General features: G+C 72.5%; 12 protein-coding genes. 4 read left to right on the forward strand and 8 right to left on the reverse strand.

The features are described 5' to 3' along the window. Window positions 1-37: 37 nt before the first annotated feature. Window positions 38-868, reverse strand: a complete 831-nt coding sequence (locus tag LL648_RS12520; protein WP_374112033.1) for a DUF3626 domain-containing protein — start codon at window positions 866-868, stop codon at window positions 38-40. Window positions 869-1,062: 194 nt separating this feature from the next. On the opposite strand from LL648_RS12520, the gene LL648_RS12525 reads away from it, so the two are divergent. Genes LL648_RS12525 through LL648_RS12535 form a run of 3 tightly spaced genes read left to right on the forward strand, consistent with a single transcriptional unit; the run spans window position 1,063 to window position 3,960 of the window. Then, complete coding sequence (locus tag LL648_RS12525; RefSeq protein ID WP_232662671.1) at window positions 1,063-1,881, forward strand: RraA family protein; 819 nt, start codon at window positions 1,063-1,065, stop codon at window positions 1,879-1,881. Continuing rightward, on the forward strand, window positions 1,878-3,143 hold the full coding sequence (locus tag LL648_RS12530) for a mandelate racemase/muconate lactonizing enzyme family protein (protein WP_232662672.1): 1,266 nt from the start codon (window positions 1,878-1,880) through the stop codon (window positions 3,141-3,143). The genes LL648_RS12525 and LL648_RS12530 overlap by 4 nt, the downstream gene beginning before the upstream one ends. Before the next feature lie 4 nt (window positions 3,144-3,147). Continuing rightward, complete coding sequence (locus tag LL648_RS12535) at window positions 3,148-3,960, forward strand: NAD-dependent epimerase/dehydratase family protein (RefSeq protein WP_232662673.1); 813 nt, start codon at window positions 3,148-3,150, stop codon at window positions 3,958-3,960. Between the two features lie 70 nt (window positions 3,961-4,030). Here the strand turns inward: LL648_RS12535 and LL648_RS12540 are convergent, their stop codons facing one another. After that, on the reverse strand, window positions 4,031-4,795 hold the full coding sequence (locus LL648_RS12540; RefSeq protein ID WP_232662674.1) for an SDR family NAD(P)-dependent oxidoreductase: 765 nt from the start codon (window positions 4,793-4,795) through the stop codon (window positions 4,031-4,033). A 45-nt stretch (window positions 4,796-4,840) separates the two neighbouring features. On the opposite strand from LL648_RS12540, the gene LL648_RS12545 reads away from it, so the two are divergent. After that, the gene (locus LL648_RS12545; RefSeq protein ID WP_232662675.1) at window positions 4,841-5,581 is read left to right on the forward strand and encodes a dienelactone hydrolase family protein; all 741 of its coding nucleotides are present in this window, start codon (window positions 4,841-4,843) and stop codon (window positions 5,579-5,581) included. A gap of 132 nt (window positions 5,582-5,713) precedes the next feature. On the opposite strand, the gene LL648_RS12550 is transcribed toward LL648_RS12545, so the two are convergent. The 6 genes from LL648_RS12550 to LL648_RS12580 form a co-directional block, all read right to left on the reverse strand. After that, on the reverse strand, window positions 5,714-6,382 hold the full coding sequence (locus tag LL648_RS12550) for a hypothetical protein (protein ID WP_232662676.1): 669 nt from the start codon (window positions 6,380-6,382) through the stop codon (window positions 5,714-5,716). Continuing rightward, on the reverse strand, window positions 6,379-8,982 hold the full coding sequence (locus LL648_RS44845; RefSeq protein WP_308190309.1) for a helix-turn-helix transcriptional regulator: 2,604 nt from the start codon (window positions 8,980-8,982) through the stop codon (window positions 6,379-6,381). Before LL648_RS44845 ends, LL648_RS12550 begins: the two co-directional genes overlap by 4 nt. A gap of 156 nt (window positions 8,983-9,138) precedes the next feature. Beyond that, window positions 9,139-9,306, reverse strand: a complete 168-nt coding sequence (locus LL648_RS12565; protein ID WP_232662677.1) for a hypothetical protein — start codon at window positions 9,304-9,306, stop codon at window positions 9,139-9,141. A gap of 180 nt (window positions 9,307-9,486) precedes the next feature. Continuing rightward, complete coding sequence (locus tag LL648_RS12570; protein ID WP_232662678.1) at window positions 9,487-10,254, reverse strand: GAF domain-containing protein; 768 nt, start codon at window positions 10,252-10,254, stop codon at window positions 9,487-9,489. A 216-nt stretch (window positions 10,255-10,470) separates the two neighbouring features. Next, entirely contained in the window at window positions 10,471-11,244 is a 774-nt protein-coding gene (locus tag LL648_RS12575) for an SDR family oxidoreductase (RefSeq protein WP_232662679.1), read from the reverse strand. Window positions 11,245-11,284: 40 nt separating this feature from the next. Then, window positions 11,285-12,178, reverse strand: a complete 894-nt coding sequence (locus LL648_RS12580; protein ID WP_308190310.1) for a PhzF family phenazine biosynthesis protein — start codon at window positions 12,176-12,178, stop codon at window positions 11,285-11,287. Window positions 12,179-12,499: the final 321 nt, after the last annotated feature.

The raw sequence follows: 12,499 nt of genomic DNA on the forward strand, positions 1-12,499 counted from the left end.
TTGCGGAACGCACGTGTCCCAGCCCTCGGGGTGGCGACTACCGGAGGCCGAACCTCGCGACGTGGTGCCACACCCGCTTGAGGGTCTGCTCGTTCCCCGGCCGGACGGCCGCGCCGATGATCCGCGCGTCCAGGATGCCGTCCTCGGCGATCGCGCACCCGGCCTCGACGATCTCCGGCCCGCGGTACTCCGGGTGCGCGGCCAGCGTCGCGACGTCCAGCCGGAACCCGTGGTGCCACTCGACCTCGCAGGGCAACGCCGCGGCGAGCGCCTCGACGTCGGTGCCGCGGTAGCACGGGTCGAGCACCAGCGCCTCGACGTCGCGCTCCAGCAGGAGCGGGCCGTGCACGTGCGCCTCGATGTAGTCGTCGAGCTGGTCGACGGTGCCGGCGCGGTCGTCGGCGTCGGCGAGCGCGATCAGCCCGGACAAGTGCCTGGCCACGCCGAAGTGGGCGGGTTCGAGGTAGCTGTCGGGGTAGCAGAACGTCGCCCGGTCCAGCGCCTCCGCGGCCAGCCGGAAGTGCGCCGACCCGAACCGCGGCGAGCCGCCCGCGGGGCGTGACCTGTGGTTCAGCGAGCCGTACGCCGGCCGGTGCGTGACCGGGCCGTCGTCGTACACCGCGCCGAAGATCCGGCTCTCCCACCGCCACCGGTCCCCGCCCGCATGTGCGGTGAGGCCTCCATTGCTTGTCCCCGTCTCGAACTGGGAGCGGTAGCGCCCGTCGGCGCGCATCCGTTCGAGGATCGGCCTGCCGGCGATCGCACGGTCGGGGTGGAAGTGCAGCGTCACCCGCAGCGCCGGATCGACCGGATCGCCCGCCGAGCGCTCCAGCACGTACGCCACTGCCCGGTCCCATGGGTGCACCAGGGCATCGTGCCAGCCGGATCTCCCCACCGTTTTGGGCACTTGCGCGCTCCTGGGGCGCGCATCCACCCAAAACGGTGGGGAAGTCGGGGGTATCCGTGAGAGCGCTAAGGAACATTCGCCGTCCACATATGTGGACGATGGACAGCCATCTGATGTGTGCGTAAGAGTGGTTCGACGGCGGTGGAGGGACAGCGGTGCGGATCCAGCCCGGCAAGGACGACCTCGAAGAACTGACGGCGGCGTGGGAGGGTGAGCGGTTCCCGTCGGGGCGCCCGCGGGTGCCCGACGACGTGCTCGACGTGCTCCGGCTCGCGACCACGGAGGAGGCCTGGAGCACGCTCTTCCACTCCGGGTACGTCCGGCAGTTCGAAGGCGGCTGGCGGGAGACCCATCCCGGCACGGTGATCGTCGGGAGGGCGGTGACGGCGCAGTTCCTGCCGCACCGTCCCGACCTCGACGAGGTGGTCGTCGCCGCCGGTGCGCGGGAGGGGCACCTCGCCGGCGACCGGCAGAACACCTGGATCATCGAGGGCCTGGAGCAGGGCGACGTGATGGTCGTCGACATCTTCGGGAAGGTCGTCGAGGGCACGGTCGTCGGCGACAACCTCGGCACCGCCGTCGCGACCAGGACGGGCGTCGGCGCGGTGATCGACGGCGGCGTCCGCGACCTGCACGGCCTGCAGCAGCTCGGCCCCGGCGTGAACTTCTTCCACCGCGCCGCCGACCCCACCCCGATCCGCGACGTCACGCTCGCCGGGATCAACATCCCGATCCGCGTCGGCGGGGTGACCGTGCTGCCGGGCGACGTCGTGCTCGGCACCCCGACCGGCGTGAGCGTGATCCCCGCGCACCTCGCCGCGCAGGTGGCCGCGGCCAGTGAGGACACCCGCGTCCGGGATGTCTTCGGCAAGCAGCGCATCGCCGAGCGCCGCTACACCAGCGCCGACATCGACGTCCCGACCTGGGCCGACGACATCGAGACCGACTTCCAGCAGTGGCGGGAGAACAGGTGAGCATCACCGAGGAGCACGTCAGCACCGCGTCGCGGCCGAGCGCGCTGCGGATCACCGACCTGCGCGTCGCCAACCTCGACGGGGTCCCGTTCCGCTCGTCGATCATCCGGATCGAGACCAACCAGGGGCTCGTCGGCTACGGCGAGGTGCGCGACCAGGCCAGCGCCACCTACGCGCTCATGCTCAAGAGCAGGCTCGTCGGCGAGAACCCATGCGACGTCGACAAGATCTTCCGCAAGATCAAGCAATTCGGCCACCACGGACGGCAGGGTGGCGGTGTCTCCGGCGTCGAGATGGCGCTGATGGACCTCGCCGGCAAGGCGTACGGCGTGCCGGCGTACGCGCTGGTCGGGGGCCGGTTCCGGGACACCGTGCGGTGCTACGCGGACACGCCCTCGACCACGGACCCGCACGAGATGGGCAAGCGGCTGCTGGCCCGGCGCGAGCTCGGGTTCACGATGCTCAAGATGGACGTGGGCGTCTCGCTCCTGTGGGACGTGCCGGACGCGCTGATCGCGCCGCCCGGCGCGCGCGACGAGACCGCCGTCATGCACCCGTTCACCGGCATCCAGGTGACCCCGAAGGGCGTCGAGCACCTCGCGGAGTACGTCGCGACCGTGCGCTCGATCGTCGGCAACGACATCGCGATCGCGGCGGACCACTTCGGGCACATCGCGCTCGACTCGTGCATCCGGATCGGGCGGGCGCTGGAACCGTTCACGCTGGCCTGGATCGAGGACCTGATCCCGTGGCAGTACACCGAGCAGTGGCGGGAGCTGACGTCGTCGGTGGCGGTGCCGACCTGCACGGGTGAGGACATCTACCTGCTGGAGGGGTTCAAGCCGCTGCTGGACGCGGGCGCGGTGCGGGTGATCCACCCCGACCCGGCGACGTCGGGCGGGATCGCCGAGACGAAGCGGATCGGCGACTACGCGCAGGACCGCGGGATCGCGATGGCGCTGCACCTGGCGGCGTCCCCGATCGCGACGATGGCGTGCGTGCACCTGGCCGCGGCGACGGAGAACTTCCTGGCGCTGGAGCACCACGCCGTCGACGTGCCGTTCTGGAGCGAGCTGGTGACCGACCTGCCACGGCCGCTCATCGAGGACGGCTTCATCACGGTGCCCGACGTGCCGGGGCTCGGGTTCGGCGACATCAACGAGGAGCTGTTCCAACGGCTGCTCGACCCCCGTGACCCGGTGTTCTTCGCCGAATCGGCGCACTGGGACGCCGAGCGCAGCCACGACCGGCTCTGGAGCTGACCAGGTGCGGATCGCCGTCACCGGAGCGGCCGGCAGGCTCGGCAGGACCGTCGTCGCCGCGGCGCTGCGCGAGGGGCACGAGATCATCGCGGTCGACCAGGCGGGCCGGTCGCGTCCCGCCCAGCAGGGCGTCGAGTGGCGCCACGCCGACCTCGTCGACCTAGACGCGATGCGCGCTGCGCTGGCGGACGCCGAGGCCGTCGCCCACCTCGGGGCGCTCGTGCACCCGCGCCACCCCGAGCCGCTGGTGCACCGCACCAACGTGGAGGGCACCTACAACACGCTGGTCGCGGCGCAGGAGCACGGCGTGCGGGCGTTCTGCTTCGCGTCGAGCATCAACGCGATCGGCGGGGCGTTCAGCGAGCGGGCCCGCTACGACTTCTTCCCCGTCGACGAGGAGCACCCGAGCTACTGCGAGGACGCGTACAGCCTGTCGAAATGGGTGGGCGAGCAGCAGTGCGCCGCCTTCGCGCGACGGATGCCCGGCGTGCCGTTCGTCTCGCTGCGGCTGCACCTGCTGGTCGGCGACGCCGCGGGTGGCCGGCTCGGCGAGGACGAGCTGGAGGGGCGCCACCGCGACCTGTGGGGGTGGACGTCGTTCGAGAGCGCCGCGCGGGCGGTGCTCCTCGCGCTGACGCGCGGCCGGGCCGGCCACGCCGCCTACTTCGTCGTGGCACCGGAGACGGGCGCCGAGGTCGACTCCGCCGAGCTCGCGAAGCGGTGGTACCCGGACGTCCCCTTCCGCGCAGACCCGACGGCCCGAAGCTCGTTCTACTCAACCAACAAGATCGAAGCCGAGCTGGGCTGGACGCACTGACGTCGACAACGACGTTCTGGTCAATGTTAGCGCTCACAAACAGCCAGAACGTCGTTGTCGACGGTGCCTCCTAGTGCTTCACGTGCTGCCCGCCGTCGACGATCAGGTCCTCGCCCGTGATCAGGTCCGTCGTCAGGAACGCCATGACGGCGCGGGCGACGTCGGCGGGCTCGGCGGTGCGCAGCAGCGGGCTGCGCTTGCGCTGCGCCGCCGCCAGCTGCTCGTAGCCGTCGGCGCCGAGGCGGTCGGTGTGCCAGCGGGTCTCGACCAGCCCGGGGGAGACGGAGTTGACGCGCACCTGCGGGCCGAGCGCCACGGCGAGGCCCTTGGTCATGTGCAGCATCGCGGCCTTGCTCACCGAGTAGGCCAGCGACGAGCCGGCCGCGAAGTGACCCGCGACGGAGGCGATGTTGACGACGTGGCCCTCCGCCTCGCGCAGCGACGGCGCGAACGCCCGCGCGCAGCGGAAGGCGCCCAGCACGTTGACGCCCAGCAGGTGCTGCCAGACGTCGTCGGTGAGCGCGTCGATGTCTGCGAACTCGATGAAGCGGGTGACGCCGGCGTTGTTGACCAGGACGTCGGTGCGGCCGTAGCTGCCTTGCACCTGGTCGACCATCGCCCGCACCGCGGCCTCGTCCGAGACGTCCGCCCGGATCGCCTCGGCGGACGCACCCATCGCGCGGACCGCCTCGGCGGTCGCCTCCGCTTCGTCGGCCGAGCGCGAGTAGTTGACCACCACCGCCGCGGCGCCCGCCCGGGCGAGCGACTCGCACACCGCCCGCCCGATGCCCGTCCCGCCTCCGGTGACCACCGCAACCGTGTCCTTGAGTTCCACGACGTGCACCGTAATGGATCTCCCGGAGGGGAGTAGAAACGAAGCATGGCTCGAATCGACGTGCGCGTCCCCACCCCTGACGGCGAATGCCCGGCCTCACTGCACGTTCCCGACAGCGGCGGCCCCGCGCCTGCCGTGATCATGTTCCCCGACGCCGGCGGGCCTCGGGAGACGTTCAGCGTGATGGGCGACCGGCTGGCCGCCATGGGTTACGTGGCGCTGGTGCCGGACCCCTACTACCGGGCGGGCGCGTGGGCCCCGTTCGACCTCGCCACCGTTTTCACCGACCCGGACGAGCGGGCACGGTTGACCACGCTCATGCAGACGTTCACGCCCGAGGCGGTCGACCGTGACACGGGCGCGTTCCTCGACTTCCTGGCCGCCCGCGACGAGGTGACCGGCGAGAAGGTCGGCATCACGGGTTACTGCATGGGCGGGCGGGCCTCCCTCGTCGCCGCCGCCAAGCACCCCGACCGGATCGGGGGTGCCGCGTCGTTCCACGGTGGCGGGCTCGCCGCGGCCGACGCCCCGGAGACCCCCGCCGCGCTGGCCGACCGGATCCAGGCGAAGCTCTACATCGCGGCCGCCGAGAACGACGACTCGTTCCCCGCCGACCAGTACGAGCGCCTCGACAAGGCGCTCGAGGCCGCCGGCGTCGACTACACGCTCGTGACGTACCCCGCGGCGCACGGCTTCGCGGTGCGGGACAACCCCACCCACGACGCCGACGCCGAGGAGCGGCACTGGGCGGCGATGGGCGAGCTGTACGCGGCCACCCTGCGCTGACCCTTCTGCGCTGACCCTTCTGCGCTGACCCCGTCCCGAACTTCCCCACCGTTTTGCCTACTTGCACACCCGCGGAGGCGTGCAGGTTGGCAAAACGGTGGGGGGATGGTGGGTGGCTGACCGGTTCGTGGGTCAGCCGAGCTGCTTGCGGGCCAGGTCGATCGCCGTCTGCGTCCGGTCGTCCAGCGAGCCGGCGCCGGTCGCCATCAGCTCCACCAGCACCACCCGGCCGTCGGCCATCCCGATCGCGGCGCTCTTGTGGTCGGCGGCCCAGGCCTGCCCGCGATCGCCCAACGCGACGTCGACGGGGGTGGCGCCGGCGGCCATGCCCTCGTCGGAGAAGTCCTTGAACTGCTCGTCGGCGATCAACGCCGGGGAGGTGACGATGTTGACGTCGATGCCGTTCGACTGGTCGACGGCGAGGTAGGCGCAGCCGGTGCTGCCGACGAGGGTGCCGCCGATCGGATCCCGCAACGGCGAGCCCACGGCCGCGGAGATCTCGGCGGTCGGCGGGCAGTTCTGCTGCGCCGAGCCGATGATGCCGTCGCCGACGGTCGCGCTGATCCGCTGCGCGGCCTGCACGACGAGGTACGTGGCAACCCCGCCGCCGACCAGCACCAACCCGACGACGACGAGCACCGCGATCAGGCAGCCCCGGTTGCTGCGCTTGGGCGGTGGTGCCTGGGGCGGGTACTGCTGTTGTTGGTACTGCTGCTGCGGGGGTCGGGGCGGGTACCAACGGCCGTCGCGAGCCTGCCACCAGCCCGGTCCCGGTGGCTGCGGGTGACTGGGGCCGCTCATCGGAAGAGCTCGCCGAGGCCGCCGCGGTCGGTGACCCCGAGCTTGTGGCAGGCGCGGTAGAGGTGGCCTTCTACTGTGCGGACGGAGAGGGTGAGCCGCTCGGCGATCTCCCGGTTGGGTAGCCCGGTCGCGGCGAGCGCGGCGACCTCACGTTCCCGGTCGGTGAGGGGGAGCGGCTGGTCGAGCGCCCGCAACGCGGGGGTCACGGCGCCTTCGCACTCCGCGGCGAGCCGGTGCGCGCGGGTTGCCGCGGCGAGCGCGGATCCGCGCTGCCCGTTGTGGTCGTAGACGGCGGCCGCCTGTGCGGCGGCATCAGCTGCCAACAGCAACGCGCCCATCGCCTCCAACCGTTCCGCCGCGGCCAGCAGCCCGGTGGCGTCGGACGTGGCGAGCGCCTCGGCATGCGCGGCCGCCGCGGGTGCTCTCGGCCCGTCGACGAACGTCGCGAGCTCGGCGAGCCGGCCGGCGCCGGTGCGGTCGCCGAAGCAGACCGCGGTGTGCAGCGCGAGCACCTCGACGGCCGACTGGCCCCTCGAGGCGGCCTCCGCCGCGGCGCAGCGGGCCGTCTCGATCGCAGCGCTCATCCCGCCCTCGCAGGCAAGCACCCACGCCTCCGACACACGCATCGCCGGCGCGAGCAGCGTCAGGCCGGGGTGCTTCGTCGCCTCCAGCGCGACGAGCGCCTCCCGGGCCGCCTCCCGCTCCCCGCACGTCGCAAGCACCTGCGGCATTTGCATGAGGCACGCCGCCAGCCAGCCGCCCGCGATGCCGAACGGCGCCAGCGACGCGTGGGCCTCCTTCAGCCGGCGTCGCGCCGTGCGCACCCGCCCGTGCGTGGTCTCGGCGAAGCCCGCGAGGATGCTGCTGATCGCGGCGGGCAGCGGGGCGTCGCCGAAGTGCTCCTCGGCGGCCCGCGCGATCGTGAGCGCCTCGTCGACGTACCCGGCGAGCCCGACGCCGTAGGTGTGCCACCCGGCGAGGGTGACGCCGAGCCATGCGGCGTCGGCCGCGCGCACCGCGGCGGCGCGGCCGCGCTCCACGACCGGCCCGAGCTGGTCGGCCTTGCCGATCGCGCCGAGCGCGAGCGTCAAACCCCACGACGCGAACGCCTCGACGTGGTCGGGGATCCCCGGCGCGGCGAGCACCGCCGACGCTGTTCCGGCCGCCTCGCGGACCCGGCCCTGCGCGGCGTCCAGGCAGCTGCGCAGCGCGGCGAGCGTCCGGCGCGCCGCCGGGTCCTCGACCTCGGCGTCGGCGGCGTCGAGCACCTCCGCGGCGGCCTCCGGCCGGGCCGACATCCACGCCAGCGATGCAACCTGCAGGATCGCCGCCTCCGCGCGCTCACGGTCGGTACGGGCGTTGGCGACGAGGTCCGCCAGCTCCGCGCGCGCCTCCTGGCCCACCCCGACGAGGACGGTCGCGAGCGTCAGCCGTGCCTCGAACCCGCCGCCCTGCGCGATCGCGGCACCGGCGAGGCGGGAGGCGAGCGGCGCGTCGACGAGCGCCGCGGCGCGGTGCGCGCCCGCGGTCAGCAGGTCGGGGTCGAACGACCGGTCCGACTCCATCGTCAGCACGGCGCGGCGCAGCAGGTCGTCGGCCCGTCGCGCGCCGGTCGCCGCGAGCGCCTCCGCGATCCGCCCGCGCAGCCGCCGGGCCCGCACCTGCCCGCAGCTCGCCCGTTGCACCTCCCCGTACAGCGGGTGGCCGAGACGGGCCTGCAACCGGCGCCCGTCGAGCGTCACCTCGATCAGGCCGCGAGCCTCGACGGCCTCCACCGCCGCGCCGTCGGTGAGACCCGTGAGCACGGCGACGCCGAGCGGCTCCCCGAACGCGAGCAGCTCGACGACGTCGCGCTCCTTCGGCGAGAGCGCCCCGATCCGTTCCTGGAGCAGCTCGGACAGCCCGGACGTCAGCCGCGGCGTCCCCGTCCACTGCCACACACCCTCGACCTCGCGCAGCCGGCCCGCCTCGCGCTCCCCGTCGACGAGGTGGCGCAGGTAGAGCACGTTCCCCCGGGTGATCGTCCAGAGGCTGCGGACGGCCGCGCCCGTGACGGGCCCGCCGAGCGCGGCTTCCAGCAGCGCGGTGCTGTCGTCGAGCGTGAGTGCCTGCAGCTCCAGCCGCTCCAGGTGGCCGTCCTTCCACAGCGCGGTCACGGCGTCGGGGGTTGGCTCGCCGGTGCGCAGCGTGACCACGACCGTCGCCGCCCTGCGCAGCACGATCTGGTGCACCAGCAGCGCGGACAGCTCGTCGAGCAGGTGCCCGTCGTCGACGCCGAGCATGACGCCCGCGGGGCCCGCACCCGCGAGCAGCGCCTCGCCGGCCTGCCGGACGAGCTGGGTCGGGTCGGTGCCGATCGACGCGACGACCGGCGCGAACGCGCCGAGCGGGAGCGTGCGTGCCGAGGCCGAGGCCGCTGCCCAGCGGGTGAGCGCGCCGCGCTGCGCGGCGACGGCGAGCGCCTCCTTGGCGAGGCGAGTCTTCCCGACCCCGGGCGCACCGGCGAGGACGACCCCGGACGCGGCGCCGCGCCGGCGCCCCAGTGCGTCGACCATGCGCAGCTCATCGCCTCGGCCCGTCAGGGGCCAGCCGTCAGGCACGAGGCGATTTTAGGGACAGGGCAGGGCGTCTGCCAGCGGTGACCCCGAACCGCAACGGCACCGAAGCCCCCCACCGTTTTGCCAACTTGCACGGCCTCCCGGGCATGCAGATTGGCAAAACGGTGGGGAAGTTCGTGGTGGCCCTGGGCGTGCGGGTCAGCGGGACTCGGCGGCGCGGGCCTCGAGGCGCGCGGTGAGGGCGCGGCGGGCGTCTTCGTGGGCGTCCTTGCGGGCGTCGGCGAAGTAGTCGACGGGGTTGCGAAGGATGCGCGCCAGCCTGACTTTCTGGGTGGCGTCGCCGTTGTGCCGTGTCCCCTTGCTCACGAGGCCAGGATACCCAAGCTAGGCCGTGTTTAGGAGGTCAGGATCGATGCTCTTCGTGATCCAGATCGCCGCTGGCAAGGCGCCGCCGCGAGCCGTCGTACTGAGTACCCGGTCGTGGCGGCAACACCGCCAGCGGCGATCTGGGCGCGAAGAGCGCGATCAGGACCTCCTAAACACGGCCTAGGTGTTGAGCGCGATGGCGAAGAGGCGGGCGAAGACGCGGACGGCGGCGACGTCGGCCTCCGTGAGGTCGCCGACCTTGAGCCCGTCGATGGTGAGGATCCCGAAGGCGCGGGCCTCGGTCGCGACCGGCACCGCGATGAAGGTGCGGTAGGCGTGTCCGCCGGGTTGGAAGCCGGGGAGGTCGCCGTCCTGGACGTCGGCGCAGAAGAGGTCGTCGCGACGGTCGAGCAGGTCGAGCGCGAAGTCGCCGATGGGCGTCCCGCCGACGAACGTGGAGCGCGGCGCCTCGGCGCGGCCGTGGAAGCCGGCGGGCACGAGCTGCCGCGGCCGGTCGTCGGTCAGGCGGAAGTAGCAGGCGCGCAGCCGGTCGGCGCCGAGCACCTCGGCGGTCGCCGCGAGCACCACGACCTTGGCCTGGCCCTGCAGCTCCTGCAGCTCGCGACCGCGGACCCAGCGCCGGCGGTCGCTGATCCGGCCGATGAGGTAGGCGAGCGGCTCGAGCGCGTCGTCGACGACCAGCTGCACCTTCGCGGCGGCTTCCTCGGCCACCTGCTCCGCGGTCGCCGCCCGCCCGCGCGCCTGCCGCTCGGCGTGCATCGGCAACCCGACCGCCACGACGGTCAGCACCGCACCCGCCGTCACGCTGCCGGCGAGCAGCCAACCCGACAGGTTGTTGACCAACGCGCTGAGCACCCATGCCACCGTCGCGGCGCCGATGGCGACGGGCCGGGCCGCCCGTCCGGCCCACGCGGGAAGTGCACTCATGTCGGCGGGCAGCGTAGCGGCCTACCCCGACGGCGAGAGCCGGCCAGGGGTGGGCGTGATGGTGCGACGGAGCCCGGCTCCTGCTGGTGGATGGCCCGGTGAGCGCCCGATGCGCGCAGCACCCCCGGGTTGGGGGAGGGCAGCAAAGCCACTTTCCTGCCCTGTGAGGGCCGGAAAGTGGCTTTCCTGCCCTCGCGAGAGCGCCGGCTGGTGGGTCTAGTAGGAGCCGACCGCCCCGCCGTCCACGCGCAGCTGGATGCCGGTGATGTAGCCGGCCGGCTCGCCGCACAGGAAGACGGCCGCCGCGCCGAACTCCTCCGGCCGCCCGTAGCGGCCGATCGGGATCGCCGCCTGCGACTGCGCGCGGACGTCCTCGACGGCCGCTCCGGTCGAGCCGGCGCGGGCGTTGTCGATCTGGGTGAGGCGGTCGGTGTCGATCTTGCCGGGCAGCACCATGTTGACGGTGACGCCGTCGCCGGCGACCTCCGCGGAGAGCGTCTTGAGATAGCCGGCGAGTGCGGCGCGGGAAGCGTTGGAACGGGCGAGTCCGGGAATCGGCTGCTGCATCCCGCTCGACCCGACCGCGACGATCCGGCCCCAGCCCCGCTCGCGCATTCCGGGTAGGTACCGCGCGACCAGATCGATCTGCGTGAGCACGAGGGTTTGCAAGCTCTCAGCGAGCTGACCAGATGTGAGCTCGCCCGCGGTGCCGGGCGGTGGCCCGCCCGAATTGAGCACGAGCACGTCGACGTGCCCGAACTCCTCGTCGACCGTGTCCAGTGCGGCGGCCGTCGATTCGGGGTCGGTGAGATCGATGGCCACCCCGATCGATCCGGGGTGCGCCGCCGCGGCGCTCGCGACGATCTCCGTCCGACGCCCGCAAAAAGCCACGCGCGCGCCTTCTGCTGCCAACCCGTCAGCGATCGCTCTGCCGAGCCCGCTCGTCGATCCGAGCACCAGCGCGGTGCGTCGAGACAAACCAAGGTCCATGACCGCACACGCTATATCGGTACGACCGGTACGGCCCGGCCTAGATGAGGACATCCCCTGTAACGGACGTGACGGATGCGCCGCCGACCCAGATCGTGCCGTCCTCGTCCTGATCGATCGAAACGCGGCCGTCGCGACCGATGGCGGTGCCCTGCCGCGCGGTATAGGGAGCGATTGCCCTGCCGGTGGAAAGCAGCCATTGGGCGAGGCCCGCGTTCAGGCTGCCGGTCACCGGATCCTCGACGGTGCTGCCGGCATTCGGGAAGAAGCCCCGCACCTCGAAAGCGAACGGCGCGCCCGCCGGATGCGGCCCGACGATCCCGACGGATGCGTCGACGAAACCGGGGGAGACGTCGAGCACCGCCTGCGCGTCCTTCATCAACACCGCGATCCAGCCGGGCCCGTTGTCGGCCCACGTGATGTCCACGACGTCGGAATCGGGAATGCGGAGGTATTCGACGACGCGGGCGCGCTCGGCTGCGTCGACCGGGCCGGAGCGGATCAGCGGCGGCGCCGCAAAAGCGAGCGCGCCACCGTCGGTGCGCACCCGGACGAGCCCGGCCCCGCATTCCTGCACGACATGCTCGCCCTTCGCCCTGCCACCGTTCGTGAGCCACGTGTGCGCGCTGCCCAATGTCGGGTGGCCGGCAAAGGGCAGCTCCTCGGCCGGCGTGAAGATGCGGACCCGGTAGTCGGCCTCCGGCGCCGTAGGCGGGAGCAGGAACGTTGTCTCCGACAGGTTCGTCCAGTTCGCGAACCGCTGCATCTGCTCGGTGGAAAGCCCCTCGCCGTCGAGCACAACGGCGAGCGGGTTGCCCGAATACGGGCCTGAGACGAACACGTCGACCTGTGCGAACCGGCGCCGAGTTGCCGGTGAGTTGCCTGCTGTCATGCCTTGACGATCGGGCCTCTCGACCGCTCCGGCCAGTGCCAATTCGCGGTGGGTGGATCGCTCGGACGAAAGCTGCGCGCCAGGGGTCGATCTCTGCCCCGACGTCTGCTACCGTCAGGATCCGGTCACCGAAACGGCAAGATGCTGACGTTGCGCATCGAGTCCAGGGGCCGATCGCGAGTCGCTGAGTTCCCCGCGACCCGCAGGTTGCAGGGTGCTGTCCGCTCGTGCCCATATCTCATTGTTCCCCGCAGGTCAGCACCAATTCGACGGTCACGTCAGGAGAACCCGCGCATGCTTCGGCACCCCGATCACGACGGTGAGGCCTTGGGCCTTGCCGTGCGTGCGGATGCCGTTGTTCCC

This window comes from Pseudonocardia sp. TRM90224 (genome assembly GCF_021245725.1).
Lineage (GTDB): Bacteria > Actinomycetota > Actinomycetes > Mycobacteriales > Pseudonocardiaceae > Pseudonocardia.